Consider the following 26,889-nt stretch of genomic DNA (forward strand, 5'->3'; position numbering starts at 1 on the left):
TCCGGCTCAGACGACGCGATCGATATCGCCGTCTGAAAATCCGTATCGGGCCATCATCCGCCGATGCCAGTCGCTGCCGAGCAGTTCATCGAGGCAATCATCGATGCGCCGGAGCAGGTCGGCATTATCCCCGGCGATCGCGAAGGCGCCGGCCGATGGCTGTTTTTCAGCCGCGGCTACCTCGACAAGCCCAAGCGGCATTTCGGGTTGCCGCGCCAGATAACCTCGGTGCGCCATGGCAACGCTGGCATAGGCATGCACCACGCCGTCGGCGACAGCCCGCGCTGCATCCGCCTGCGTCGTGAACAGCCTGATCTGGCTGGGTGAGACGCCATTCCGCAATGCCGTGAGATGCTGAACCTGATCGGTGATGACGCCGATCAAGGCGGTGGGATCTTTCGCGATCGATTGATAGCCGTCGAAGCCGCACGGATTGCCTTGCATGACCAGCAACCCATCCTGCAAAGACCAGATCGGTCGGGTGAAGTCGACAATCTGCCTGCGCTCATCGGAGACGAACAGCCCGGTCGTCATGGTCCAGCGGCCGTTCACCAGTCCTGGCAACAATTCGGCGAATTCGGTTCCGATCGCAGTAAAATCCTTGAAGCCAAGCATGCCGCTGACCCTTCGCGCAAGCTCGACGTCACAGCCCGAAACCTCGGCCGATGCGTCGGTAAAGCAAAATGGCGGCTCTTCCAGGAAAGCGAATTTCATTGCGGTCATTGGTTCCGGTGGTCGGGTGTCATGTTCAGGCCAGCTACTTCGCCGGAAACTGGCTGAGGCAGGCTTCCGACGCCTTGTCGTGCGCGGTCAGCAAATCGGCGTCCTGCGCTTCGAGATCGGCATCCGATATCTCGTCGCGATAATACTGCGCCAGGAGGTCGAGCCCCTGCTGGCTGACGCCATAGGTCGGGATTTCGCGGGCAAGGCAGCCGCAAAGGCTGAGCGCACGATCAGCCGAGCCGGTCTTGTGGTTGGTCAGGATGAAATCCTGCGCCGGACAGGCATCGAGAAATGCGCCGAAGTTCAGCTTCTGCTGCGGTTGGTCGCCATGGTTGAAATAGGCGGGCGGCCACTGGCTTTTGCCACTCGCGACATCGCAGCCGATGGAGACGTCCTGGGCGCTTTTCGACAGGGCGAGCCAGGCATCCTCCTTGTCGCCTATTGGATACTCGACTTCCTGCCCGGCAATCGAAGCCGTATAGGCGTCAAGGTCGGCCTGTTTGAAGCCGACGACCTGAAATCGGTTGAACTGGCATTGGCATCCCGTGGCCACCTGTTCCGCTTCGCCCTCGGCCGGCTGCTCGCTCAACTTGCTTTTCTGGCAGGCAGCCACGAAGGCAGCGCCATCGAGCGTCGAGGCTGGAAAGGTGGAAGCGTCGACGTAGCGCGTTCCATCCCAGCCGATCGTCATCTTGTCGGACTGGATGTCGAGAAAGCCGTTCCGCTTGAAAGGACTGAGCCCGATCTTGTCCTGTGGCACCAACCTCGCGCCGGGAATGTCGCCGAGAAACTCGTGATAGCTGTCGCCTTCCAGGACGAACAGGAAGTTGCCGCATTTGATGCCGTCGCAGCCAGGCGCGTAGCGGTAGGCGAAGATTTCCGGGATGCCATCGAGATTGAGGTCGACCTCGATGGCGAAGGACGCCAGCGGCAGGCCCTTCGATCCGGTCTGCCGCTCCAGAAGGCTCATCGCCATTTTCTGGGCGATGGCCATGCTGTTCTCCCAAGGGATGTTTTCCGGCTGCTGGGCGCGCGCCGCCCCCAGGCAGACGCATAGCAATGCCAATGCGAACGCCGTCGCCGGTCTCCAAAACAGTCTCATCGCGCAGCCCCAGGCCCGCGATCGTTCAGAAACCGACAGCGAGCGTTTCCAACCCATGGAAGTGGTAAGTGTCGCGGAAGCGGGGCTGTTCGGCAAGATGCAGTTGCGGATGCCGTTCGAACAAAGTCTTCAGCGACACCTGCAGTTCGAGCCGAGCCAGCGGGGCCCCGATGCAAAAATGGATGCCGGCGCCGAAGGACACGTTCTTCTGGTCGGTTCTATCAGGCCGGAAGACGTGCGGTTCGGCGAAGGCGCGCGGATCATGATTGGCCATGCCGAGCAAAAGCCCGATCGCCTGGCCCGGCTGCACGACGATGCCGGGCGCAATCTCGATCTCCTGATAGGCGTAGCGCATGAACATGTGCAGCGGCGCGTCGAAGCGCAGGCATTCCTCGACGGTGGCAGCAGCCGCTTCCGCCGAGGTGAAGAAGCGTCGCGGATCGCCGCCTTGTGCCAGGATAGAACGCACCGCATTGCCGGTCTGGTGCACGGTCGCCTCGTGGCCGGCATTGAGCAGCAGGATCGCCGAGGACACCATTTCATCCTCGGACAGCTTTTGGCCGTCCTCCTGCGCCGAAATCAGCAGCGACAGCAGGTCGTCGCCGGGATTCTTGCGGCGCTCGGTGACGTAACCGCGCAGGAAATCGGCAAATTGGCTTGCGGCGCGATTGGCCGTCTCTTCGGTTTCGCGCGTGCGGCCATGAATGTACATGGCGACCATTTGATGGGACCGACCTGGCGCGAGACGAAGGCCCGGTTGACCAGCGTTCTCAGCCGCGTGTGCACCGGTGGTTCCAGCTCCAGCATGGAGTTCGCTTCTATGCCGTCGAACGCCTTGAGATGGCTGCGGTCCTCGCCGTTGCCGCGACTGTCGGGAATGCCGGCCGGATTTTGGCGACCGAAGCGGCGGTCGCGCAGCAGCCGGTTAACATCGTCGAAGCCGCCAAAGCACCAGAAGCCGAATTCCTCCCAGAAGAAGGCATTCGCTACGCCATGCAGGAAGCCATAGGCCTCGTACGGGTTCAGGAAGAAAGCCGGCTCGTGCGGGGCGAGCCGCAGCCGGCGGGTGGCTGGATCAAAGGCCAGATAGGGCAGCGTCAATTTGGTCATGCCAGACCCATAGCGCGGCTTGCCAGCCCGTTTCCAGACCGTATGTTGGCGCGCAATACCCCATGAGTTGAGCCAGCCAGTGCGGCTGCGGAAGGTCTGAGCGGATGAATGTGATCGTTGTCGGCGCGGGTATTGCCGGTCTCTCGACGGCATGGTCGCTGGTCAAGGCCGGCCACAGCGTCTCGATCGTCGAACAGGGGCCTATTCCCAATCCACTGGCGGCGTCGGGCGACCATCATCGCGTCATCCGCCGCGCCTACCGCGCCGGAAGCGGCTATGGCCGGCTGATCACCGAGGCCTATCAGGCCTGGGACGAGATGTGGGCCGATCTCGGCGAAAGCCATCTCGATGCGCGCGGTTTTGTCTGCATTTCGCGTGAGCCGGGCGACGAGGCAGAAGAGTACCGCGAGGGCCTGGAAGCGGGGAATTTTCCTTTCGAACTGTTCGAGCCCGACGCCGCGGTCAAGCGCTGGCCTTTCCTTGAGCCGGGCTCGTTCCGCTATGCCTACTATTCGCCGGAAGGCGGCGCGCTCCACTGCCGCAAGATCGCGTCCGGGCTTGCCGCTTGGCTGCGCGCCAACGGCGCCAATGTCTACGAACGGAGCCAGGTGACGAAGATCGATGCCGAGGCGGGCCATATCGTGCTGGAAAGCGGCGAGACCATGCAGGCCGACCGCATCGTCGTCGCCGCCGGTGCCTGGGTGCTGAAACTGTTTCCGGAGCTGGACGGCGAGTTGAAGACCTATCGGACAGCCCTTGCCTATGTCGAACCGCCAGCCGACTTGAAGGCGGCCTGGGAGGTCGCGCCGGTCGTCCTCGATATCGGCGGCGCGGTTGACGGCTACGCGATCCCGATCTCCGGCGGCGCCGGCATGAAATTCGGCTCGGGCCTGCACAAAGTGCCGACCAGCGACGCCGACTGGAACCGTGACCCGGTGGCGGGCGAGGGCAAGGCGATCCGCAACCTGTTTTCGCCACCGATCGCCCGGATCGAGGAATACGCGGTGACCGAGGTCGTCACCTGCGCCTACACCTTCACGGATGACGAGAAATTCTTCGCCTATGAGCGCGGAAAATGCCTCGTTGTATCGGCCTGCTCCGGCCACGGCTACAAATTCGGCGCGGCGATAGGCAGGCGCGTTGCAGCGGCGGTCGGCGATGGTGATGTCGCTGGCCTGAAGCGTTGGCTGCGGGCGGAGGTGGTCTGACCTAATCCTGGCAATGCCTGGGAATATGCACGCGCCGCCAACCGGATGACCCTTCCCTGACCACCACGCGCCGCGCGACGGTCTGGTAGGAGGCAGGCACATCGATAATGCGCCTTTGTTCCGGCTGTATCAGCACCTCCTCGGCAATCTTGTCGTACTGTGCCGGAGTAACGACACGCCGCGTGCGCTCCGGCTGGATCACCACCGTCTCGGCGACGCGTTCGTAGCGTGCCTTGTGCCAGGTCTTGCACAGCACCTTGCGGCCATGGATGACGCGCCATTCCCAGGAATAGCCGCCGTCGTCGACTTGCACCGTGTGATAGACGGTGCGGGTGATGGCGGGCACGACCTCGTAGCTCACCTGCGCCGGGACGGTCATCACCACGCGTTCCCGCGTACCGTAGATGGGTGGGGTGTAGTCGACCTGCTGGCCGGGTGGGCTGACCATCACGTCTTCATAGACCGTGTCGTAAACGGCCGGCGTGCGGACCGGTTCGTAGCATTCGACGGCGCGGCCGCCGGCCGCCGTCTGCGAAGTTGTGCCGAGCATGGCCAGCCCGGCAAATGCGAAGGATGCGCTTCTCCTGAACATGACACTCCCCCTGTTTGAACTGCAGGCATAAGTTCAACGTTGAATTGTAGGGGAGGCGGTCCCGGAGAAAAGCGGTTTCGGCGCATTTCGTTAAGTGACGCGGTTAAGAAACTGCTACGCTGCGGGCCGGTACCGTCTGCCCCAGGCCGGCGCAGGCGTCCGGCGATGCGAATCCTTGGCCGTAAAGCTTGATTCGACTTACCCAGATGGCTAGGACGGGTCGGCCTTGCACAAGGATGAGCCGGCATCCTATCTACGGAATAACGATCCAGTCCCGATTCTGCCCGATCTGCCGGTATTCCGGCGCCGGAATCCCACCGCGAGATAAGAGACATCTGATGAAGAACCCCGTCGAAACCTACATGAACCTCGTTCCGATGGTGGTCGAACAGACCAATCGCGGCGAGCGGGCCTACGACATTTTCTCGCGCCTCCTCAAGGAGCGCATCATTTTCATCACCGGTCCGGTCGAGGACGGCATGGCGACGCTGGTCTGCGCGCAGCTTTTGTTCCTCGAAGCCGAGAACCCGAAGAAGGAAATCAACCTCTACATCAATTCGCCGGGCGGCGTCGTCACTTCGGGCATGGCGATCTATGACACCATGCAGTTCATCAAGCCGGCCGTGTCGACGCTCTGCATCGGCCAGGCCGCCTCGATGGGTTCGCTGCTCCTGACCGCCGGCCACAAGGACATGCGCTTCGCCACACCGAACGCCCGCATCATGGTTCACCAGCCATCGGGCGGCTTCCAGGGCCAGGCTTCCGACATCGAGCGCCACGCCATGGACATCGTCAAGCTGAAGCGCCGTCTCAACGAGGTCTACGTCAAGCACACCGGCAAGACCTACGAGGAGATTGAACGCACGCTCGACCGCGACCATTTCATGACCGCCGACGAAGCCAAGGATTTCGGCCTCATCGACAAGGTCATTTCGTCGCGCGAGCCGCCTGAAGCCGCCGTGGCATAAGGGCTGGGTGGCAGTTGGATGGCACCATCACGCGCTTTTGGCGTCTCTTGCGGCATTTCGGCCACAATTGGCTGTTCCCTCGACGGTCGGGATTGCCTACGTTAAGGCTATGTTGATTTTCGACGGCTTAGCTTTGTGTAGGGTTGCTGCGAATCATTGCCACGTTTTCTGATTTGTGTTTCGTACGGAATACGTTGCGGGAGCCGGGACACTGGCGGCGGCGGATTCCCGCGATAGATAGAATATGCGCCCTTTCAGCCAGACCATCGGCGGGCGGCCATGAAAGGACAGGAAAATGAGCAAGGTCGGCAACAACGGCGGTGACTCGAAGAACACGCTTTATTGCTCGTTTTGCGGCAAAAGCCAGCATGAGGTGCGCAAGCTGATCGCCGGTCCGACGGTCTTCATCTGCGACGAATGCGTCGAGCTCTGCATGGACATCATCCGCGAGGAGAACAAAACCTCGATGGTGAAGTCGCGCGAGGGCGTGCCGACACCGCAGGAGATCCTCAAGGTTCTCGACGACTACGTCATCGGCCAGCCCTACGCCAAGCGCGTGCTGTCGGTGGCCGTCCACAACCACTACAAGCGCCTCGCGCATGCCGGCAAGAACAACGATGTCGAGCTGGCGAAGTCGAACATCCTGCTGATCGGCCCGACCGGTTGCGGCAAGACGCTGCTCGCGCAGACGCTGGCCCGCATCATCGACGTGCCCTTCACCATGGCTGACGCCACGACGCTGACCGAAGCCGGTTATGTCGGCGAGGACGTCGAGAACATCATCCTGAAGCTGCTGCAGTCGGCCGACTACAATGTCGAACGCGCCCAGCGCGGCATCGTTTACATCGACGAGATCGACAAGATTTCGCGCAAGTCCGACAATCCCTCGATCACCCGCGACGTGTCGGGCGAGGGCGTACAGCAGGCACTGCTGAAGATCATGGAAGGCACGGTCGCCTCCGTGCCGCCGCAGGGCGGCAGGAAGCATCCTCAGCAGGAATTCCTGCAGGTCGACACCGCCAACATCCTGTTCATCTGCGGCGGCGCCTTTGCCGGCCTGGACAAGATCATCTCGGATCGCGGCAGAAAGACCTCGATCGGCTTCGGCGCCATCGTCGCTTCGCCGGAGGATCGTCGCACTGGTGACGTGTTCCGCCTGGTCGAGCCCGAGGATCTGTTGAAGTTCGGCCTCATTCCGGAGTTCGTCGGCCGTCTGCCGGTTCTGGCGACGCTGGAAGACCTTGACGAGCCGGCGCTCATCCAGATCCTGACCGAGCCGAAGAACGCGCTGGTCAAGCAGTATCAGCGGCTGTTCGAGATGGAAAATGTCGACCTGACCTTCCACGAGAATGCGCTGTCGGCGATCGCCAAGCGCGCCATCGAGCGCAAGACCGGCGCCCGCGGCCTGCGCTCGATCATGGAAGCGATCCTGCTCGACACCATGTTCGAACTGCCCGCGCTCGAAGGCGTGCGCGAAGTGGTGATTTCGGAGGAAGTGGTGACCGGCAGCGCCCGGCCGCTCTACATCTACTCCGAACAGAAGGAAAAGAAGGGCAATGTCAGCGCCTGATATGGCAACTGACCCCATATTTTTGTGGAACGGCGCCGTTGCGGCGCCGTTTTGCTGTGAAGGGCACACGACGTCAGCGATGGAGTGGATTTGCCGGCGATGTTAACTCTTGATCTTTGCCCTATGTGCATCCACCTAACACTGGAAGGCCGAGGTGCCGAATTCTGTGCTGTAAAACTCCCGTCACAAACGGTGGTAGGCGGAACGATCCTCGGTCGTTAATATGAGATTCGCGGTTGGCCTGATGGTGGCCGCGACATGAAAGGTTGGACAATGGCCAAAATATCCAAGGCTCCCAGCGACGGCGTCTTCGCAGTCCTCCCACTGCGCGACATCGTGGTGTTTCCGCACATGATCGTTCCGCTCTTTGTCGGGCGTGAAAAGTCGATCAAGGCGCTGGAAGAGGTGATGGGTCAGGAAAAGCAGATCCTGCTTGCCACCCAGATGAATGCCGCCGATGACGATCCCGAGCCCGATGCGATCTTCGACATCGGCACGCTCGCCAATGTGCTGCAATTGCTGAAGCTGCCCGACGGCACCGTCAAGGTTCTGGTCGAGGGCGCTTCGCGTGCGAAGATCGTATCGTTCACCGACCGTCCCGATTTCCACGAAGCCCGCGCCACGGCGCTGGTCGAGCCGGAAGAAGAAGAGGTCGAGGTCGAGGCGCTCGCCCGTTCGGTCGTCACCGACTTCGAAAACTACGTCAAGCTGAACAAGAAGATCTCGCCTGAAGTGGTGGGTGCTGCCAGCCAGATCGACGACTATTCCAAGCTCGCCGATACGGTTGCCTCGCATCTCGCCATCAAGATCCCTGAAAAGCAGGAAATGCTGGCCACGCTCTCGGTCAAGGAGCGGCTGGAAAAGGCGATGGGCTTCATGGAAGCCGAAATCTCCGTCCTGCAGGTGGAGAAGCGCATCCGCTCGCGCGTCAAGCGCCAGATGGAGAAGACGCAGCGCGAATACTACCTCAACGAGCAGATGAAGGCGATCCAGAAGGAGCTCGGCGAAGGCGAGGACGGCCGCGACGAGGCCGCTGAGATCGAGGCGCGCATCAAGAAGACCAAGCTCTCCAAGGAGGCCCGCGAAAAGGCGGAAGCCGAGTTGAAGAAGCTGCGGACGATGTCGCCGATGTCGGCGGAATCGACCGTCGTGCGCAACTATCTCGATTGGCTGCTGTCGATCCCGTGGGGCAAGAACTCCAAGGTCAAGCAGGACCTGGCCTATGCCCAGAACGTGCTCGACACCGATCACTTCGGTCTCGACAAGGTCAAGGACCGCATCGTCGAGTATCTGGCCGTGCAGAGCCGTCAGAAGAAGCTGAAGGGGCCGATCCTGTGCCTCGTCGGCCCTCCCGGCGTCGGCAAGACCTCGCTCGGCAAATCGATCGCCAAGGCGACCGGTCGCGAATTCATCCGCATGGCGCTCGGCGGCGTGCGTGACGAAGCCGAGATCCGTGGCCATCGGCGCACCTATATCGGCTCGATGCCCGGCAAGGTCATCCAGTCGATGAAGAAGGCGAAGAAGTCCAATCCGCTCTTCCTGCTCGACGAGATCGACAAGATGGGCCAGGACTTCCGTGGCGATCCGTCGTCGGCGCTGCTCGAGGTGCTCGATCCCGAGCAGAACTCGACGTTCATGGACCATTACCTCGAGGTCGAATACGACCTGTCGAGCGTGATGTTCGTGACGACGGCGAACACGCTGAACATCCCTGCGCCCTTGATGGACCGCATGGAGATCATCCGTATCGCCGGCTACACCGAGGACGAGAAGATCGAAATCGCCAAGCGGCACCTGATGCCGAAGGTGATCCGCGATCACGCGCTGCAGCCGAAGGAATTCTCCGTCGGCGAGGATGCGATCCGCGCCATCATCCAGACCTACACCCGTGAAGCGGGCGTCCGGAGCCTGGAGCGCGAGCTGATGAAGCTTGGGCGCAAGGCGGTGACCGAGATCCTGAAGACGAAGAAGAAGACGGTGAGCATCACGGCGGCGAACCTCGCTGACTACCTCGGTGTCCAGCGCTTCCGCTTCGGCCAGGTCGAGGCTGACGATCAGGTCGGTGTCGTTACCGGTCTTGCCTGGACGGAAGTCGGCGGCGAGCTGCTGACGGTCGAAGGCGTCATGATGCCCGGCAAAGGCCGCATGACGGTGACCGGCAATCTGCGCGACGTGATGAAGGAATCGATCTCGGCGGCGGCCTCCTATGTCCGCTCGCGCGCCATCGATTTCGGCATCGAGCCGCCGCTGTTCGACAAGCGCGACATCCACGTCCACTTGCCGGAGGGCGCCACGCCAAAGGATGGCCCGTCCGCGGGTGCTGCCATGGCGACTGCCATTGTATCGGTAATGACCGGTATTCCGGTCCGGGCCGATGTGGCGATGACTGGCGAGATAACGCTTCGCGGCCGCATCTTGCCGATCGGTGGCCTGAAGGAGAAGCTGCTTGCCGCACTGCGCGGTGGCATCAAGAAGGTGCTGATCCCGGAAGACAACGCCAAGGATCTGGCGGAGATTCCAGACAATGTGAAGAACGGCATGGAAATCATTCCGGTCTCACGCGTCGGTGAGGTGTTGCGCCACGCTCTGGTGCGTATGCCGGAGCCGATCGAATGGGTCGAACCGGTCAATCCGCCGGCCTCGACCGACAGTGCCGACGACGCTGGAAAGCCGCTTGCGCATTAGAGCGCCGCGCGTCCAATTGGACGCGCAAAGGACGCTCTAACACTTGGGACTTATGCATGGTCCTTTCCGAAAACCGACGTCGGTTTTCGGGGCCATGCATTAATATTTGCTAAAGTTGCAGTGCACAAACGGAAAGCCGGGCCTCGCGCCCGGCTTTTTCATGTGAAGAACCCACCATTTCCGGGCTTTTTCCGCTTTTTTCCTGCCTTTTCGACTTGGTTGCGGGAACGCTTCTTTCTAAAGTCCGTTTCCTGCCGGATGAGTCGTTAGTTCCGGTGTTCTCATGGAAGGGAATTTTTATGAACAAGAACGAACTGGTGTCCGCTGTCGCCGACGCCGCGAGCATTTCGAAGGGTGACGCGCAGTCGGCGGTCGATGCGGTATTTTCCGTGATCACCGGCGAACTGAAGAAGGGCGGCGATGTCCGGCTTGTCGGCTTTGGCAATTTCACCGTGTCAAAGCGTGCGGCCTCAACCGGCCGCAACCCGCAGACCGGCGCCGAAGTGAAGATCCCGGCACGCACCGTGCCGAAGTTTTCCGCCGGCAAAGGCCTCAAGGACGCAGTCAACTAAACGCGTTTTTCTTTTCAGAGACAGAAAAGCCGGGCTCGCCCGGCTTTTCATTTTTTGGCCCGACGCCGACGCGTGGGGTTATGCGGTCGGCGCATCCGCGCGCATCAAGCCTTCCTTCTTGAGGTCGGCCCACAGCGCCGCTGGCAGCTTCGCGTCAAGCAGTGACCGGTTGCTTTCGACCTCGCTTGGCCGCTGGCCACCGGGGATCACCGAGACGACCGAGGGATGCAGCGCCGGAAACTGAAGCGCCGCCTCGATCAACCTGACGCCGTGGCGTTTGCAGACTGACTCGATGCCGGCGACCCGCTCGAGAATGTCCTTCGGCGCTTCTGAATAGTTGTAGTAGGCACCCGGCTTCGGTCCTGTCGCCAGGATGCCGGAATTGTAGGGGCCTCCCAGCACGATGCCGATGCCGCGCTTCTGGCAGAGCGGCAGAAAGGATGTCAGCGCCTCCTGTTCCAGCAGCGTGTAGCGCCCGGCAAGCAGGAACAGGTCGAAATCGCCGCGCTCGGCCAGCGTCTGGGCAACCTGCCATTCGTTGATGCCGCCGCCGAACGCCTTGATGACGCCCTGGTCGCGCAGCGACAGCAGCCCGTAATAGCCCGAGCGCATGAATTCATCGATGCGCTGGTCGGACGCCTCCTTGCTGCCATGGGTGAAGATGTCGACATCGTGCACGAACAGGATGTCGATCCGGTCGACGCCAAGCCGCTCGAGCGAGGCTTCGAACGAGCGCATGACGCCGTCATAGCTGTAGTCGTAGACTTCCCGGCGAGACGGCGTGTCGAAGAACTTGCCGATGCCCGTGCGCTCTTCCGGCGGGCAGGCGCGCATCAGGCGGCCGACCTTGCTCGACAGCACGTAGTCGTCGCGCTTCTTGCTGCGCAGGAACGGGTTGAGGCGTGTTTCCGACAGGCCGAGCCCGTAGAGCGGCGCGGTGTCGTAGTAGCGGCAGCCGGTCGCCCAGGCGGCATCGAGCGTGGCATTGGCATCCTCGTCGGAGACGGCGCGGTAGAGATTGCCGAGCGGCGCCGTGCCGAAGCCGAGCTCGGTAAAGGTGATGCCGCCATTGCCGATGCGGTCGAAATGCCGTGTCTTCATGTCCTGGTATGTCCTGGCTTGATTTGTCTGACATGACACTATCATGCCTGTGATCAGGCAAAAGCGCTGGAGAGCGTTGGACACGCATTTTCGCGGTTGCTAGCATGAACGAAATCAAGCTGTTCGTGGACATTTGAGGGCAGGTTTGCGGTGAACGACAAGAACGAAAACCTGTTTGCAACCGCGCTCGACGAACTCGGCGCCGTGCTGGCGCGCGTGGATGAAGGCCAGATCGACGCCGCCTGCAAGATGTTGGCCGAAGCCAAACAGATCGTCGTCTATGGCTGCGGCCGCGAGGCCTTGCAGGTCAAGGGTTTCGCCATGCGGCTCTATCACCTCGGCCTGCCGGTCTCGGTGGTCGGCGACATGACCACGCCGCCGCTGGGCCCAGGCGACGTCTTCCTGGCCAGTTCCGGGCCGGGAGAAACTTCGACGGTGCTGACCTTGATGCAGGTCGCGCGCGATGCCGGTGCAACCAACCTGCTGTTGACCGCTCAGGCCGAAGGCAGCGCGGCAAAGCGGGCCGACTTCACGCTGCTCATCCCGGCCCAGACCATGGCCAATGACCAGGGGCCGCAAAAGACATCGGTGCTGCCGATGGGCTCGGTGTTCGAAGGTGCGCTGTTCCTGCTGTTCGAGGTGATGGTGCTGAAGCTCAAATCCCTGACCGGCGCGTCGCCGCAAGCCATGCGCGCCCGCCACACCAACATGGAATAGACCATGCGCTATGAACTGATGCTGCCACACCAGATCCGCAAGGCGATCGCGCAGAATTGGCCGGTCGCCCTGCCGCTCGGCGTGCTCGAATACCATGGCGAGCACATGGCCGTCGGCATGGACACGCTGGCCGTCATCAAGACGCTGGAACTGTTCGAGAAGGAGAGGGACGTCGTCATCCTGCCGCCCTTCTATTATGGCGCGGCGAGCTACGCCGTGGCGCGACCGGAGGGCACGGGTTCGGTGCAGGTCGGCGGCAATCAACTGGCGCCGTTCGGCGAGGAGCTGTTCTACAGCCTGCTACGCATCGGCTTCCGCAACATCCACGCCATCATCCATCACCAGACCGAAAACTTCGCCGCCGGCATGCCGACCGATCTCGCCTTCAAGACCGCCGGCCGGCAGGCGATCTTCCGTTTCCTCGAGAAGCAGCGCGGCGAGGGCTGGTGGGGCTCCGAGACGATGGCCGACTATTATGCCGGACATGCCGCGGGCGAAAACTTTTTCAATTGGGTGCAGGTGCATCCGCTGATGCCGGCGGCGATGAACGGCAAGTACCCGTTCGACCATGCCGGCATCGGCGAGACATCGCTGATGCTGGCGCTATGTCCGGAGGCTGTCGATGCCGCCCGCTTCGCCGACAACACCGGCTGGTACACGGCGACCGCCACGGACGCGTCGGCCGAACTGGGGCAAAAGGGCGTCGCGATGATCATGGATCACCTGCGCGTAACGCTTTCAGGAAAGTAATCTCACGGCGAGGTTACACCTTTTTCATTTTCGGTCGGCATGGTCGCGTCAGCGGGGCGACGGATGGACGAGATCGGCAGCGACGGGCGATTGCGGCACGACATTCCCATGCACGTCGCCAAGCGCCTGTTCCTGGGCCTTGCTGGCCTCTTCTGCATTGTCATGCCGACATGGGAACTCTTTCGCGGCGTGTGGCCGCCGACTGTATTCAGCCCTTTCTTCCTGTTCATTGTCCTGGGCGCGTATGCGATTGGCATCCCGGTCATGCACGCTGCGCTCTTCAGTCCGGCAGTGCGATGGATCGTCAGGCGTGGTCGTATCGACATTGTGCTGCGCAACCCGATCTTTTTGCGCCGGCATCATCTGCGGCCAGATGACATCGCTGATTTCAGCTTTCGCACGATCGAGTGGGACAGCGGTAGCCCGACCTACACTGTTGTTCTGACGACGGTGACAGGCGAGCGATTCGAGACGCGGGATTTCGGCACCACCGCAACTGCGGAGATGTTTCGCGACCGGATAAAATCCGTATTTCTGGGATCGCAAACCGCCCCCGGGGCATGATCTCGCACTTCAAGTGCGGTTTCGCGCGGCCCTGTATTCGGCAATCGACTTGTCCGGATCGCTTTTGGTCGCTACGGCCCAGATGAAGGTGCCGCCGCCGGCGATTGCCAGGATGACGTAGAGGGCTATGCCAAGCGCAACGTGGTTGGCATAGAAACCCACCAGAGCCATGAGCAGGCCGCCGCAGAGCATCGCCAACACAAAGCCGGCGATGACGGCGCTGCCCTGCCAGGCGATCGGCATGACGCCTTTGCCGTAGCGGTCGCGGCCGACATAGCCGACGCGGATGTTGCGTGCGAACCAATATGGGCCGGCCATGATTACTTCACGGCTCCCGCCGTCATGCCCATGATCAGGTAACGTTCCAGCGCTATGCCGATAACCGCCAGCGGCGCTATGGCCGCGGTGGCGAGCGCTGCCATCGACCACCAGTTGATGCCTTGCGATCCGGTCTGGCTCGCCACCATGACGGGAATGGTCTTGGCATCGGTAGAGGTCAAAAGGGCGGCGAAGAAATACTCGTTCCAGCACAGCACCATCGCCAGGATGAAGGCGGCGACCATGCCCGGCAGCGCGATCGGCATGACGATGCGGAAGAAGGCGCCCCAGATCGACAGGCCATCGACGAGGGCCGCTTCCTCGAGCTCGACGGGGATCGAGTTGAACTGGTCGCGCATGATCCAGATGACGATCGGCAGCACCATCAGCGTGTAGAGCAGGATCAGCCCGATGCGCGTGTCGAGCAGGCCGACTTCCCGGTAAAGCACCAGGAAGGGCAGTGCCAGCACCACAGGCGGCAGGATCAGCTGCGACAGGAAGAAGAACGAGATGTCTTCGTTCTTGAACCAGGCGAACTTGTAGCGGTAGCGCGTCAGCCCGTAGGCGGCGAGGCTGCCGATGACGATGGCAAGGCTCGACGCGCCAACCGAGGTGATGACCGAATTCATGAAGCGCTTGAAGAACTCGTCGCGCACCGTGGACGTCTGGAAGATCGAATCCGGCGACAGGCCGAGCGAACGCCAGCCCTTCCAGTCCGGCTGGAAGTCGACGAAGGGGATCAGGTGGCCTTGCGTGACATCGACCGCCGATTTGAACGAGGTCGTTAGCGTCCAGTAGATCGGGAACAGGCAGATGAAGGCCCAGAACACCAGCGCGCCATAGATGAAGAAGCGGCTGGTGATGAAGCTCGCCGGCGAGCGGATTTCGGAAACGGTGTATTCGGTGGTTTGAACGCTCATGATCCCACCGCTCAGTTGACGTTGCGCACGAAGCGGTTGGCGAATTTCAGCAGCCAGGTCACGAACACGACGATGATGACCAGATAGGCCATCGCCAGCATGGTGCCGTAACCGACATTCGAGCGGTCGCGGTACTCGCGGTAGATGAAGCTGGAGACGGAATCGGTGGCGCCGCCGGGCCCGCCCGAAGTCACCGTGATGATGATGTCGGCGAGCTTCAGCTTGAAGATGATACGCAGGATGACCGCCGTCACCGACACCGGCAGCATCAGCGGGAAGGTGACCTGCCAGAAGGTCTGCCAGGCATTGGCGCCGTCGACCCGTGCGGCCTCCAGCACCTCGCGCGACATGGCCTGCAGGCCGGCCAGCAGCATGATCATCATGAACGGGATGAAGGTCCAGGCATCGAGCACCATGATCGAGATTCGGGCGGTGATCGGATCACTGAAGAAGGCCGGGTTTTCCCAGCCGAGATAGCGCGCGAGTGTCGCTGCCGGCCCGAACCGATATTCCATCAGCGATTTGCCGACCATCCACGACACCGCGACCGGCGACAGCATCAGCGGCATCAGGAAGACGACACGGAAAAACTTTCGCGCGCGGATCTGCGCGTTGAGCAACAGCGCAAGGCCGAAGGCAATCACGTATTCAACCAGAATGGCGAGCACGTAGAGCACCATGTTGAACAGCGCATTGCGGTAATAGGGATCGCCCAGCATCTGCCAGAAATTGTCGAGCCCGTTGAATTTTCGGCCGGCAAATGAGCTGAGGTTCCAGTCGGTAAGCGCGATGTAGAAACCGAACAGCGTCGGGAAGATCACCATGGCGATGGTGAAGAGCAGCGCCGGCAGCAGAAACAGCGCGCGCTGGCCGTCCTCGCCACGCGTCAGCACCTGGCCGATGCCGATCGCCACGCCCCACAGCACATAGGCGTAGACGACGGGACGCCATGTCTCGAAGCCGATCGTGTCGACCTCGCTCTTGTAAAGGATTTGAACAAGGATCGTTGCCAGTAGGCCGAACGTCGCCGCTGCCATCAGTGCCCTGCCGAGGCGTTTGCGGCCAGGCGGAATCAGATCGATTGGTGCCGAATTTGCCGGCCACGCATTCGTGGTCGAAGTCTGGTCAGCCACGCCTCTCGCCTCTTCTGCAGAAATGACCGGCAGGAACCGGTCAAAATGCGGCCCGACGACGATGTGCCGCCGGGCCGTGATCCTATCATGGGTCTGTCTACACGCCGAGTGAGGCCTTGTAGAGCTTGATCTGCTTTTCACGGCCGATCTGGTCAGTGAGCTTTTCCCAGGCGGCGGCGATGGCATCGGCGCCTTCCTGTGCCTTCATCTTGCCGGCGAAGGTGTTGGCCAGGATGTCCTCGGCAGCACTGTAGTACTGGAAGATGCCGGGGATGCGCGGCTCGATCGCGCCGTTCGGATGGTTGTAGGAGTTGAACTGGGAATCCAGGTAGCTCGTGATGAATGCCTTGTCGTAGCCGGCGGCCACCCATTCGTCGATGTCGTGCTGGCTGTTGCGGTAGCACTGGAAGCCCGACGGATACATCGCCGTCCAGATCGCCAGATCCTTGCCACCGAGATGCGCCGCTGCGCTCCACGCGGCCTTTTGCTTCTTCGGATCGCTGTCGACGCGGGCCATGACATAAACGCCCCAGCCGAGATAGGCGAGGTTCGGCGCGTAGTTAGGTCCGCCCGGCAGCTTGTCCCATTTTCCGGTCTTGGAATTGTAGACGTCATCCGACCCCGGCAGGATGTCGAAGCCGCAAAGATCGCCAATCACAGACGAATCGTTGGTTTTGACGTTGGAGCCGATATCGCCCCACCAGGGGATCATCGAGCCGGTGCCGGCCAGGAACTGCTGGAAGCCGGTGGTGTTCGGGTCGGCGTTGATCTGGTCGGCGGGTTCAGACGGCAAAGCGTCAATGACGTCCTGGATGGCGCGCACCCAGGCCGGGTTGTTGACACGTGGCTTCATCGTATCGGCGTCGAACAGCCACGCCTTGTCGTCGGGATGCTTGGCGTAGGCGCTGGCGCGGCTGCCAAGGAAGTAGAAGCCGAAACCGCCCCAGGGCTTGGGCGCATCGAGATAGCCATAGACATCCTGGCCCTTGAATTTCTTGCCCTTGAGGAACTTGGTCACGGCCTGCACCTGCTGCCAGGTCTTCGGCACGCCCCATTCGCCGGCACCGCCGCCGTCCTTCCACTGCTTGGCGAGGTCGGCATCGGCAAACACGTCGGTGCGGTAGTTGAAATTGTGCGTGTCGCCGTCAATCGTCACGCGATATTGCTTGCCGTCCCAGGTGCCGACCGGCGGCTTCAGATAATTGACGAGATCGTCGATATCGATCTGTTTCTTGACCCAGTCGGGCATTTCCGAAGTGAGCCCCTTGCCGCAGACATCGCCTTCGAACGGCGCGCCCATCTCGGCAATGTCGAAGTCGACGGTTCCGGTGGCAATCGACTGCTGCAGGCGGGCATTGTAATCCGCCTGTGCCAGATCGATCCAGTTGATCTTGGCGCCGGTATAGGTCTCCCATGGCTTCAGGAAGCCGCGGAACAGCACATTGTGCAGGTTCTGGTTGTTGAGGCCCATGAAGGTCAGCTCGACGCCGGCGAATTCGCCTTCCTTGACATTGGTCTTGGTCGCATCGAGGCAGAGCTCACCGACCTTCTGGAAGTCGGCGTCGGTAGGCTGACCCTTGCCGACGCCAGGGATTTGCAGGATTTTCGTGCGCAGCTCGCTGGCGGCGGAGGCGGGACGTGTGAACGCGCCAAGCCCGGCGCCGGATGCGGCGGCGATAGCGGCCATGCTGGCCGCACCCTTCAATAAGTCGCGTCGGGTGGCTCCCGCGCGGACCATTTTCTCGTAAAGATCGACTCTCATCTACCATTCCTCCCAGAACAAAGCCGTGAATTGATATGCCAATATTTCGGACGCCGAGACGTCGGCGGTTCTCCTCGATAAAACGGGGACGTGGGACCCCACCCTGCGTCGCCTGGAGTTCCGCTTTCCGGGTGAAAGGTCCGGCATTCGGATTGGCAACCATCACTATTCGCACAACGGGATGCCGTGTCAACGAGAATGGATTTTTATCTATAAGAGACTGACTTGCCCTTGCCGTTGGCGTTGGCTAGCTTCACGGCAACGAGAGGGAGGACGATGGCTCAAGTCGCAATCAGCAAGGTGGCCAAGGCGTTTGGAACCGTCCAGGTTCTGCATGAGGTCAGCGTCGACATCGCCGACGGACAGTTCGTGGTGCTGGTTGGCCCCTCGGGTTGCGGCAAGTCCACGCTGCTCAGAATGGTGGCCGGGCTGGAGACCGTTTCCGGCGGCACGATCGCCATCGGCGACCGCGTCGTCAATCATCTGCCGCCGGCCAAGCGCGACATCGCCATGGTGTTCCAGAACTATGCGCTCTATCCGCACAAGACGGTGGAGCAGAACATGGCCTTTGCCCTCAAGCTGCGCAAAACCGATCCGGCCGAAGTCGCCGAGCGGGTCAAGCGCGCCGCCGACATTCTCGATCTCAATCCCTATCTGAAGCGCTATCCCCGGCAGCTCTCGGGCGGCCAGCGCCAGCGCGTCGCCATGGGCCGCGCCATCGTGCGCAATCCGCAGGTGTTCCTGTTCGATGAGCCGCTCAGCAATCTCGACGCCAAGCTGCGCGTGCAGATGCGCACCGAGATCAAGGAACTGCACCAGCGGCTGAAGACCACCACGATCTACGTCACCCACGACCAGATCGAGGCGATGACCATGGCCGACAAGATCGTCGTCATGCGTGACGGCCGCATCGAGCAGGTCGGCGCGCCGCTGGAACTGTTCGACCGGCCGGCCAATTTGTTTGTCGCCGGCTTCATCGGCTCGCCGTCGATGAACCTGCTCAAGGGCATCATGCGCAAGGGCGACAAACCGGGCGTTGAGATCGCTGGCACGCTGTTCCCGATTGCCCCCAATAGCGCGGCGCAGGACGGGCAGGCTGTCGTCTATGGCGTGCGCCCGGAACATCTGGAGATCCATCCCGATGGCGTGCCGGCGAAGATTTCGGTGGTCGAGCCGACCGGCTCGGAAACGCTGGTGTTCCTGCGCTTCGGCGAGGGCGAGATGGTGGCGCTGTTCCGTGAACGCCACGACTTCAAGCCCGGGGACACGTTGACCCTGAAGCCGAGGCTCGACCAGGTCCATCTTTTCGACGCCGAGACCGGCAAGCGTCTCTGATCACAAACGCACTTCACGAGGACTATCATGCTCAAAGGCATCAATCCGCTGCTCAATGCCGACGTGCTGCAGGCATTGCGGGCGATGGGCCATGGCGATGACCTGATCATCGCCGACACCAATTTTCCGTCGGATTCGGTGGCAAAGCAGACCGTTCACGGCAAGCTGCTGCGCATCGATGCATCGGCCGCCGAGGTAGTGAAGGCGGTGTTGTCGCTTTATCCCCTGGACACATTCGTCGATGACTCCGCTGCGCGCATGGAAATCGTCGGCAAGCCGGATGAGATCCCGCCGGTGCAGCAGGAAGTGCAAAAGGAGATCGACAAGGCCGAAGGCAAGGCCTGGCCGATGATTTCCGTCGAGCGCTATGCCTTCTATGAGCGCGCCAAGCAGGCCTATTGCGTCATCCAGACCGGCGAACGCCGCTTCTATGGCTGCTTCGCCTTCCGCAAGGGCGTCGTGCCGCCGGATGCGGAGTAGCAGCATGGCCACCGGCAAGCCTGTCGTCATTTTGGGTGTCTTTGTCGCCGACACCGCCTATCGCGCGGATCGCCAGCCGCGTATGGGCGAGACGATCCTCGGCAATTCGTTCAAGCTGGGCCCTGGCGGCAAAGGGTCGAACCAGGCCGTTGCCGCCGGCAAGCTCGGCGCCGACACCACCTTCCTGACCCGGCTTGGTGTCGATGCCTTCGCCGACATGGCCAAGCGGACCTGGAAGGATGCCGGCGTGAAAAGCGCCGTCATCGACACGCCGGACAGCTATACCGGTGCTGCCTACATCTTCGTCGAGGAGGGCAGCGGCAACAACGCCATCATCGTCAGCCCTGGCGCCGCCATGCTGATCTCGTCGGCCGATATCGAGGCCAACGGGGATTTGATTCGTGGCGCCGGCGTCTTCGTCACGCAGCTCGAGCAGCCGATCGACGCGGCGCTCAGGGCGCTTGAGATCGCGCGCGGGGCAGGGGTGACGACCATCCTCAACCCCGCTCCCGCGGCAAAGCTTCCGGACCGCATCTATACGCTCTGCGACTATCTCACGCCGAACGAGACCGAGACGGAGGAATTGACCGGACTGAAAGTTTCTTCGGTCGATGAGGCGCGCGCCGCCGCCGGCAAGCTGCTTGAAAAGGGCGTCGGCACGGTCATTGTCACGCTCGGCGACAAGGGCGCGCTGCTGCACTCGAAGGACCGCTCCGACCATGTCCCCGCCATCAGTGCCGGGCCGGTGGTCGAAACCACCGGTGCTGGGGATGCTTTCAACGGCGGCTTTGCCGCAGCGCTGTCGCGAGGCGTGGAGCCGCTGCAGGCGGTGCGCTTCGCCTGCGCCGTCGCCGGCATTTCGGTGACGCGCCCGGGCACGGCGCCGTCGATGCCGACGTTGCAGGAGGTCGAGGCACTGCTGGCGAAGGGTTGAGACATTGAGGCTCGCGGAGCCATCAGGCCGTTCCATCCCTAATGCATGTCGCCCCAAAAGGGGCCTCGGTTTTCAGACAATGACGTGCATGAAAACAAGGGCCTAAAGCGCGTCGCAAGAATTCGCTTCAACGCGACGCGCTTTAGATGTCCCGCAGGCGATAGCCCGATCACTTACTGCTTGATGTAGCAGCGTTTTTCTTGATTGGGCGCGGGATCACCGAATGAATCATTGTCGCATTGGACGCCATTGCGGAACACGTCCTGCGTGAATCGGCCGCGCGCCCCGTATCTGACCACCTTGCGGCCATCGAAGTCGCAGTATTCGCCTTCGTCGGCACAGGCCGCCCATCTTTCGCGGCGCGGCTCGTCGTAATTGTCATCCGACTGGTCGCGGTCGCGCATGACGATGAAACACGACTTTGGCCTGTTCGGTGCGGGGTCGCCAAAAACGCGATTTGTGCAGGGTACCGCGTTTCGCTCGAAATAGCGCGAGGTTGTGCGGCCCCGGGCGCCGTAGACCACCTCGGCGGGATACGGCAGACGGCAGATGCCGCCCTCGCGCGCGCACTGCTGCAGCCGGTCGGCCGACGCGGTCGCCGGGAAAAGGGCGGTGGCGACCGTCGTTACGGCACCCAGGTAAACGAGCGTGAATATCGTGCGCATAGGAATGTTTGGTGCGATTGACACTATAAGTCCTCCATACCGTTTCGGCAGCAAACTGGTGCAGCTCCGCTACCTGCGAAATGAATCGAGCGCTTTGTGGGCAAATCCGCAAGCGGAATTCGCAAGATCAAACGCGGCTCAACCCAGGCCCAAGTCGTTCAGGAGCTGCTTTTCAGCCTATTGGAGTGGCGTCCCGTTTGCCACACCCTCACGCATGCATGTTTGTTTTTTTGAAGCCGGCTGTGAAGACTGTCGGCTGCATACGACTGGCGCTGGTAACGATCATCGACCGCGCCTCGTACTTCATTTCTGGAAGTGGACTTTGACAATTCTTGTCGACATTTCTCTGTGCCAAGGGTTTGAAACCCTTGAGAGAAATGGCGCGAGTGACGGGGCTCGAACCCGCGACCTCCGGCGTGACAGGCCGGCACTCTAACCAACTGAGCTACACCCGCGCATTGACGAGCACGTGTCAGCCGTGTTCGTCGTTGGGGCGCTGGATAAGGGGTTCGCCACCGGGTGTCAAGCGCACCAAACCATCATAACAGCAAACTGGAGAAGGTTTTTTGACAGCCGGCGTTTTGTTGACAAATCCGGCCCGCGAACAGGGCGCTGCGTGTTCATTTGGCCTTGCGAAGCCGATCCTGACCGCTTAAAGGTCCGCGCCGGAGCGGGCGATTAGCTCAGTTGGTAGAGCGCTTCGTTTACACCGAAGATGTCGGCGGTTCGAGCCCGTCATCGCCCACCATTCCAGCATCGTCTTGAAATGCGATTGGCCCTTCCCGGAGGCAGGACAATGACCAGGCATCCAGGGCGCTTGCTGCTGCTGGTGATTGCGTTGGCAATCAGTGGTACCGGACGCTTCGCCCATGCAGGGGATGCCGGCGACGGCGTCGATCAGCCGGCCGCCAAGGCCGCCTTGCTCAAGGCCTATCCCGGGCTATTCACCATCTCGGGCAATGTCCTGACCTGGACTGACGGCACCACGATGGTGTGGGACGACGGCAAGGCGCGCGACGCCGATGCGCTGCTGGAGAGCCCCGACATCGAAGACATGTTTCGTTACGTCTACCCGACGGCAGCTGAGGGCGCGCTGGTCCCGGCGGAGGATTTCGATCCCGGCCGTGTCCGCAACGAAGCCTTCTTCGAAAAACTCTACGGCGCCAGTGCCGGGGAGGTGGGCAAGCACATCGCCAGCGTCAAATGGCTGCCGAAACTTGGCAAAAAGACCGTTCAGGTCACCAGGGTTTTCGGCATCAACGACCGGCTGGGCAAGGTCTCCGACGCGCTCGAGGCCATGCCCGCGGAGCTTAGCCGTTATGGGCTCAAGCCCGGAGGCGGCTTTGTCTGGCGGCCCATCGCCGGCACGAACCGGTTGAGCGTCCACTCCTTCGGAGCAGCCTTCGATATCAATGTCGGCTTCTCAGACTATTGGTACAACAACAGAAACAAAACCAACCCGAAGGCCCACATCCCGTTCAAGAACCGGATTCCCCTGCAAATCGTGGAACTGTTTGAGAAAAACGGTTTCATCTGGGGCGGGCGCTGGTATCACTACGACACCATGCATTTTGAGTACCGGCCCGAGCTGCTGCTGTACAAGAAGTCCAGCTGATCGCCGGTGGGGTTTCTCGCGAAGGACCGCTTTCGCGATCCTTCGCGAGAATTGGAGCTATGCCCGCGAAGTGGCTCGTGCCGGCACGACGGCATTGACCGCCACCGCCACAGCGATGTTTGCGGCCAATGCAAGCAGCCCGGTATAGACCGTGAAGGGCTCGCCTCCGAGGCTGATCGCGTGCAGCGGTTTCCAGCCGGCATCCCAAACGAGCAGGGTGCCGCCAAAGAAGCCGACGAACCAGCCCGCCAGCAGGGCCGGGGCCCGGAACCAGTTGGTATAGAGCCCGAAGACCAGGGCCGGCAGTGTCTGCAGGATCCAGATGCCGCCGAGCAATTGCAGATCGAGCGCGAATTGCGTCGGCAGGAAAATGATCACCAGCAGGGCGCCGACCTTCACCACCAGCGAGGTCATCTTGGCGACCTTGGCTTCACCGGCGTCGCTCACTTGCGGATTGACGTAGGCTTTCCAGAAATTGCGAGTGAAGAGATTGGCCGCGCCAATGCTCATCACCGCCGCCGGGACAAGGGCGCCGATCGCGATCGCAGCGAAGGCGAAGCCTGAGAACCACCCTGAAAACAGCACCTTGAACAGGGTTGGAACGACATCGGTCGCACTGTCGAGTTTGAGATTGGCGGCATGCCCCATATAGCCGAGCAGCGCCAACAGGCCGAGCAGCAGCGTGTATGCCGGCAGCAGGATCGCATTCTTACGGATCGTGTTGCCGCTGTTCGAGGCGAAAATCCCGGTCAGCGTATGCGGATACATGAAGGCTGCGAGCGCCGACCCGAGGGCGAGCGTCGCATAGGCGACATACTGGTTGCCGCCGAGAAGCAGGTTGCCGGAACCCTTGGCCTGGAAGGCCGCATCGGCCGAGGCGAAGACATTGGCATAGCCACCGAGCTTGGAAGGGATAAGCGCGACAGCGGCGATCACCACGATGTAGATCATGATGTCCTTGACGAAGGCGATCAGGGCAGGCGCGCGCAATCCGGCCGAATAGGTATAAAGCGCCAGCACGATGAAGGCGATCGCAAGCGGCAGTTCACCGTGCAGGCCGAGCGCCTTCAGCACCGCCGTCATGCCGACGAGCTGAAGCGCGATGTATGGCATCGTCGCGATGACGCCGGTTGCAGCAACCGCGAGTTCGAGACCGCGCGATCCATACTGGCCATGGACGACGTCGCCGGCCGTGACATAGCCGAACTCCTTGGCCCGTTTCCAAAGAACCGGCATGACCATGAAGACAAAGGGATAGACGACGATTGTGTAAGGCAGGGCGAAGAAACCATAGGCTCCGACCGTATAGACCAGCGCTGGGACCGCTATGACGGTATAGGCGGTGTAGAAATCGCCGCCGATCAGGAACCAGGTGATCCAAGTGCCGAAATTGCGCCCGCCAAGACCCCATTCATCGATATGGGCGAGCGTCTCGGGCTTGCGCCAGCGGGCGGCGACAAAGCCCAGGACCGTGACGAGCACGAAGAAGAAGATGAAGACGGCGAGCGCCGCGGGATTGATTTCAGTCGTCATGGCGCGTGCTCCGATAGGCGATCCAGGTCAGCGTCGCGGTGATCGGCACCCAGGCAAGCTGGTACCAGTAGAAGAAGGGAAAGCCGAACAGGGCCGGCTCGCGGACATTGTAGAAAGGCGGCCAGAGCAGGCCTAAATACGGAATGACGAGCAGCCACAAGGCCGCCTTGCTGCGAGGTTTTTCCATGTCGAGATACCTTCCAGGCGCCGTGATATGGGCCGCCATGTTGCAGTTGCCGGCACGGAAGGCAGGGCACTGTCACCGGCCGTGGAAACATCCGCGCGGCGGCTCTCCGCGGCGACAGGTTCGCGACCCATCGGCGGTTGTTCCGGCATGGCATCGACACAGTGAATTCCTCCCGACGGCTCGCCCTTTCACGGCCAGCCGTGGTGAACCCCTATGGCAGCGTTTTTGTCCTCACAAGATGGAGGCGGTGCCGAAATCCAAGGGTCTACCCAGAAGTGGGTAGACCGGGAATCAGCCGGTTTTTGATACGATCCCATGATCGAGGGCGTAGCGGATAAGCCCCGCCGTCGTGGCGATGCCGAGCTTCTTCTTGAGGTTCTTGCGATGCGTCTCGGCCGTGGCGGCCGTGATCCCGAGCGCTCCCGCGATCTCCCGGTTGCTCTGGCCGGCGACGATCAGGCCGAGAATGTCACGCTCGCGCGGCGTGAGCGGATTCACCTGGTCCTGCGCCGCGCGTTCCATCAGCAGGTCGGAGACGCCGGACGAGAAATATGTCCCGCCGCCAGCCACCGTCTCGATCGCGGCGACAATCTCGTCCGTCGACACATCCTTGAGGATGTAGCCCGATGCGCCATGCATGACGGAGGAAGAGATGTACTCGCGGCTCTCATGCATCGAGAGCATCACGATCCGGGCGTCGGCAAGCTCCCGTCTGAACAGTTCAATCGCATCTATGCCGCTCAGCTTCGGCATGTTGATGTCCATCAGCACGACCTGCGGCCGGGTCAGGCGGCCTATGTCCAGGCCGGCATGCGCGAGACCGGCCGTACCGACGACCTCGATATGGTCGAACGTCTCGAGCACCGCTTTCAAGCCATCCAGAACCAGTGGATGGTTGTCGATCAGCAAAACCTTGATCACACGGCGTTCGCTCATGCGGCAACGGCTCGCTCGCTGGCCGGCATATTGGCAGATTTCGGCAGCATTGCTGTCAGCGTCGTGCCGGTCGGCAGGCCGTCAAGCAGCAGCAGCCCGCCGAAATGCGCCATGCGCTCCTGCATGTTGCGCAGTCCAAGGCCGGTCTTGCCAGAGGCACTGTCGTTGCCGCCGTCAAAGCCGGTGCCATTGTCGGAGATTGTCATCCGTGCGCGGCCGCCCTCGCTCCAGAGCTTGACCTCAAGGTGGGTGGCGCCGGAATGCCGTTCGACATTGTTGAACGCCTCCTGGGCGACGCGGTAGAGAGCTGTGCTGGCCGCCGGCTGCAAGCCGTCCGTAAAGCCCGATGCCTCGATTTCGGTCTCTATGCCCGTCCGCTCCGCGAAATTGTAGCAGAGCGCCTCGAGAGCGGCGGTCAAGCCGAGATCGTCGAGGACACGGGGGCGAAGATCGTGCGACATCCGCCTGATCTCCTTGATCGCGCCGTTGAGGGCCTCCACGCCGCGTTCGATGGTCAGGGCCGCGTCGTCGACATGGTTGCGGACCTTCCTGCCGGCAAGATCCATGGCGTAGCGCACGCCGACGAGATTCTGCGAAATGCCGTCATGCAGTTCGCGGGCCAGGCGCGAGCGCTCCTCTTCCTGGGTATCGATCACCCGTTGGGTCAACTGCTTGAGCCTGCCATCGGCCATGCGGCGTTCGTGAAATGTCAAAAGCATGCATGTCGTGAAAACCACGAGCACTGCCGGAACGGCGACCAGCGCCACGATCACGAAAGTCTTCCTTATATTCGTGCGCATGCTGGCGTTGGCGGCGGCGGTTTGGGCATAGACATCATCGAGATAGACGCCGGTTCCCACCACCCATTTCCACTTGTCGAGGCCGACCACGAACGACAATTTGTCCGCGATCCGGCCTGTCGACGGTTTCTGCCATTTATAGTGATGCAGCCCACCGCCGGATTTCGCCGTGGCGATCAGCTCGGCGATGACCTTGTCGCCGTCAGCATCCGTCAGGTCGAGCCAGTTGCGCCCGTGCCTGAAACTTTGGCGCGGGTGAACGATGTTGTTGCCGTCATAGTCGTAGACGAAGAAATATCCGTCCTCGCCATAGTCGAGCGAGGTAAGGATATCAGCGACTTTTTCCTTGGCGGCCGCATCGTCGGCGCCGGCATCGCGATAGGGTTTATCGATGGCCGACAGGGCGAGGTTGGTCAGATTGAGGATTTCCGCTTCCTTGGCTTTCAGCATGTTCTGCTCGAACGTGTCGATATTGTCCTTGGCAAGGTTTGCCGACTGCCAGGTGATGAACGTGGTGATCGCCAGGATCGCGATCATCAGTGGGACGATCGCGAGCGCGATTATCTGGTACCGCAGCGTCAATTGGAGATCCTCCCATGTCCCGCGTCG

General features: G+C 61.6%; 25 protein-coding genes, 2 tRNA genes and 1 pseudogene. 13 read left to right on the plus strand and 15 right to left on the minus strand.

What is annotated here, in order from left to right:
- Positions 1 to 6: 6 nt before the first annotated feature.
- The 3 genes and pseudogenes from AC1DX4_RS15895 to AC1DX4_RS15905 all read right to left on the minus strand — a co-directional run bounded on the left by AC1DX4_RS15895 (position 7) and on the right by AC1DX4_RS15905 (position 2,935).
- The gene (locus AC1DX4_RS15895) at positions 7 to 714 is read right to left on the minus strand and encodes a transporter substrate-binding domain-containing protein (RefSeq protein WP_477221211.1); all 708 of its coding nucleotides are present in this window, start codon (positions 712 to 714) and stop codon (positions 7 to 9) included.
- A 43-nt stretch (positions 715 to 757) separates the two neighbouring features.
- A complete protein-coding gene (locus AC1DX4_RS15900) occupies positions 758 to 1,717 on the minus strand; it encodes a hypothetical protein (RefSeq protein WP_477221212.1) in 960 nt (319 codons plus the stop codon).
- A 133-nt stretch (positions 1,718 to 1,850) separates the two neighbouring features.
- Positions 1,851 to 2,935, minus strand: a pseudogene (locus AC1DX4_RS15905) (cytochrome P450).
- 104 nt (positions 2,936 to 3,039) lie between these two features.
- Here AC1DX4_RS15905 and AC1DX4_RS15910 point away from each other — a divergent pair.
- Complete coding sequence (locus AC1DX4_RS15910) at positions 3,040 to 4,143, plus strand: NAD(P)/FAD-dependent oxidoreductase (protein WP_477221213.1); 1,104 nt, start codon at positions 3,040 to 3,042, stop codon at positions 4,141 to 4,143.
- 1 nt (position 4,144) lies between these two features.
- Here the strand turns inward: AC1DX4_RS15910 and AC1DX4_RS15915 are convergent, their stop codons facing one another.
- The gene (locus AC1DX4_RS15915) at positions 4,145 to 4,735 is read right to left on the minus strand and encodes a hypothetical protein (RefSeq protein ID WP_477221214.1); all 591 of its coding nucleotides are present in this window, start codon (positions 4,733 to 4,735) and stop codon (positions 4,145 to 4,147) included.
- Positions 4,736 to 5,073: 338 nt separating this feature from the next.
- Here AC1DX4_RS15915 and AC1DX4_RS15920 point away from each other — a divergent pair, with 338 nt between their 5' ends.
- From AC1DX4_RS15920 to AC1DX4_RS15935, 4 genes are all read left to right on the plus strand, one after another.
- The gene (locus AC1DX4_RS15920) at positions 5,074 to 5,703 is read left to right on the plus strand and encodes an ATP-dependent Clp protease proteolytic subunit (RefSeq protein ID WP_027042376.1); all 630 of its coding nucleotides are present in this window, start codon (positions 5,074 to 5,076) and stop codon (positions 5,701 to 5,703) included.
- Positions 5,704 to 5,998: 295 nt separating this feature from the next.
- Positions 5,999 to 7,273, plus strand: a complete 1,275-nt coding sequence (clpX, locus tag AC1DX4_RS15925; protein ID WP_436161829.1) for an ATP-dependent Clp protease ATP-binding subunit ClpX — start codon at positions 5,999 to 6,001, stop codon at positions 7,271 to 7,273.
- Positions 7,274 to 7,546: 273 nt separating this feature from the next.
- The gene (gene lon / locus AC1DX4_RS15930) at positions 7,547 to 9,958 is read left to right on the plus strand and encodes an endopeptidase La (protein WP_477221215.1); all 2,412 of its coding nucleotides are present in this window, start codon (positions 7,547 to 7,549) and stop codon (positions 9,956 to 9,958) included.
- A 299-nt stretch (positions 9,959 to 10,257) separates the two neighbouring features.
- Positions 10,258 to 10,530, plus strand: a complete 273-nt coding sequence (locus AC1DX4_RS15935) for an HU family DNA-binding protein (protein ID WP_006201846.1) — start codon at positions 10,258 to 10,260, stop codon at positions 10,528 to 10,530.
- A 78-nt stretch (positions 10,531 to 10,608) separates the two neighbouring features.
- On the opposite strand, the gene AC1DX4_RS15940 is transcribed toward AC1DX4_RS15935, so the two are convergent.
- Positions 10,609 to 11,631, minus strand: a complete 1,023-nt coding sequence (locus AC1DX4_RS15940) for an aldo/keto reductase (protein ID WP_477221216.1) — start codon at positions 11,629 to 11,631, stop codon at positions 10,609 to 10,611.
- A gap of 150 nt (positions 11,632 to 11,781) precedes the next feature.
- On the opposite strand from AC1DX4_RS15940, the gene AC1DX4_RS15945 reads away from it, so the two are divergent.
- The 3 genes from AC1DX4_RS15945 (at position 11,782) to AC1DX4_RS15955 (ending at position 13,662) form a co-directional block, all read left to right on the plus strand.
- On the plus strand, positions 11,782 to 12,348 hold the full coding sequence (locus AC1DX4_RS15945) for an SIS domain-containing protein (protein WP_477221217.1): 567 nt from the start codon (positions 11,782 to 11,784) through the stop codon (positions 12,346 to 12,348).
- Between the two features lie 3 nt (positions 12,349 to 12,351).
- The gene (locus AC1DX4_RS15950; RefSeq protein ID WP_477221218.1) at positions 12,352 to 13,098 is read left to right on the plus strand and encodes a creatininase family protein; all 747 of its coding nucleotides are present in this window, start codon (positions 12,352 to 12,354) and stop codon (positions 13,096 to 13,098) included.
- A gap of 63 nt (positions 13,099 to 13,161) precedes the next feature.
- Entirely contained in the window at positions 13,162 to 13,662 is a 501-nt protein-coding gene (locus AC1DX4_RS15955) for a hypothetical protein (protein WP_477221219.1), read from the plus strand.
- 9 nt (positions 13,663 to 13,671) lie between these two features.
- On the opposite strand, the gene AC1DX4_RS15960 is transcribed toward AC1DX4_RS15955, so the two are convergent.
- From AC1DX4_RS15960 to AC1DX4_RS15975, 4 genes are all read right to left on the minus strand, one after another.
- Entirely contained in the window at positions 13,672 to 13,980 is a 309-nt protein-coding gene (locus AC1DX4_RS15960) for a hypothetical protein (protein WP_477221220.1), read from the minus strand.
- Positions 13,981 to 13,982: 2 nt separating this feature from the next.
- Positions 13,983 to 14,900 carry a carbohydrate ABC transporter permease gene (locus AC1DX4_RS15965; RefSeq protein ID WP_477221221.1) on the minus strand — a complete coding sequence of 306 codons (918 nt, stop codon included), beginning with the start codon at positions 14,898 to 14,900 and terminating at the stop codon, positions 13,983 to 13,985.
- Between the two features lie 11 nt (positions 14,901 to 14,911).
- Complete coding sequence (locus AC1DX4_RS15970) at positions 14,912 to 16,033, minus strand: carbohydrate ABC transporter permease (protein ID WP_477221222.1); 1,122 nt, start codon at positions 16,031 to 16,033, stop codon at positions 14,912 to 14,914.
- Between the two features lie 97 nt (positions 16,034 to 16,130).
- Positions 16,131 to 17,795 (minus strand): type 2 periplasmic-binding domain-containing protein, encoded by a 1,665-nt coding sequence (locus AC1DX4_RS15975; protein ID WP_477221223.1) that lies wholly within the window; start codon positions 17,793 to 17,795, stop codon positions 16,131 to 16,133.
- A 276-nt stretch (positions 17,796 to 18,071) separates the two neighbouring features.
- Between AC1DX4_RS15975 and AC1DX4_RS15980 the strand changes: the two genes are divergently transcribed.
- From AC1DX4_RS15980 to rbsK, 3 genes are read left to right on the plus strand one after another with little or no spacing between them, the layout of a single operon-like run.
- Positions 18,072 to 19,130 carry an ABC transporter ATP-binding protein gene (locus tag AC1DX4_RS15980; protein WP_477221224.1) on the plus strand — a complete coding sequence of 353 codons (1,059 nt, stop codon included), beginning with the start codon at positions 18,072 to 18,074 and terminating at the stop codon, positions 19,128 to 19,130.
- A gap of 27 nt (positions 19,131 to 19,157) precedes the next feature.
- Positions 19,158 to 19,610 (plus strand): RbsD/FucU family protein, encoded by a 453-nt coding sequence (locus tag AC1DX4_RS15985; RefSeq protein ID WP_477221225.1) that lies wholly within the window; start codon positions 19,158 to 19,160, stop codon positions 19,608 to 19,610.
- A 4-nt stretch (positions 19,611 to 19,614) separates the two neighbouring features.
- Positions 19,615 to 20,544, plus strand: a complete 930-nt coding sequence (gene rbsK / locus AC1DX4_RS15990) for a ribokinase (protein WP_477221226.1) — start codon at positions 19,615 to 19,617, stop codon at positions 20,542 to 20,544.
- A gap of 173 nt (positions 20,545 to 20,717) precedes the next feature.
- On the opposite strand, the gene AC1DX4_RS15995 is transcribed toward rbsK, so the two are convergent.
- The gene (locus AC1DX4_RS15995) at positions 20,718 to 21,233 is read right to left on the minus strand and encodes a hypothetical protein (RefSeq protein WP_477221462.1); all 516 of its coding nucleotides are present in this window, start codon (positions 21,231 to 21,233) and stop codon (positions 20,718 to 20,720) included.
- A gap of 354 nt (positions 21,234 to 21,587) precedes the next feature.
- Positions 21,588 to 21,664, minus strand: a tRNA-Asp gene (locus tag AC1DX4_RS16000).
- Between the two features lie 217 nt (positions 21,665 to 21,881).
- On the opposite strand from AC1DX4_RS16000, the gene AC1DX4_RS16005 reads away from it, so the two are divergent.
- Positions 21,882 to 21,957 (plus strand) — tRNA-Val (locus AC1DX4_RS16005).
- Between the two features lie 69 nt (positions 21,958 to 22,026).
- Positions 22,027 to 22,824 (plus strand): M15 family metallopeptidase, encoded by a 798-nt coding sequence (locus AC1DX4_RS16010; RefSeq protein WP_477221227.1) that lies wholly within the window; start codon positions 22,027 to 22,029, stop codon positions 22,822 to 22,824.
- 57 nt (positions 22,825 to 22,881) lie between these two features.
- Here AC1DX4_RS16010 and mctP read toward each other — a convergent pair whose 3' ends face one another.
- The 4 genes from mctP to mctS all read right to left on the minus strand — a co-directional run bounded on the left by mctP (position 22,882) and on the right by mctS (position 26,862).
- Positions 22,882 to 24,357: a monocarboxylate uptake permease MctP gene (mctP, locus tag AC1DX4_RS16015; protein ID WP_477221228.1), complete on the minus strand. Its 1,476-nt coding sequence runs from the start codon at positions 24,355 to 24,357 to the stop codon at positions 22,882 to 22,884.
- Positions 24,347 to 24,544 carry a DUF3311 domain-containing protein gene (locus AC1DX4_RS16020; RefSeq protein WP_477221229.1) on the minus strand — a complete coding sequence of 66 codons (198 nt, stop codon included), beginning with the start codon at positions 24,542 to 24,544 and terminating at the stop codon, positions 24,347 to 24,349. The genes mctP and AC1DX4_RS16020 overlap by 11 nt, the downstream gene beginning before the upstream one ends.
- Positions 24,545 to 24,835: 291 nt before the next feature.
- Entirely contained in the window at positions 24,836 to 25,480 is a 645-nt protein-coding gene (gene mctR / locus AC1DX4_RS16025; RefSeq protein ID WP_477221230.1) for a two-component system response regulator MctR, read from the minus strand.
- Complete coding sequence (gene mctS / locus AC1DX4_RS16030) at positions 25,477 to 26,862, minus strand: two-component system sensor histidine kinase MctS (RefSeq protein ID WP_477221231.1); 1,386 nt, start codon at positions 26,860 to 26,862, stop codon at positions 25,477 to 25,479. The genes mctR and mctS overlap by 4 nt, the downstream gene beginning before the upstream one ends.
- Between the last annotated feature and the right edge of the window lie 27 nt (positions 26,863 to 26,889).

It is taken from the genome of Mesorhizobium sp. P3_A8 (assembly GCF_056402995.1).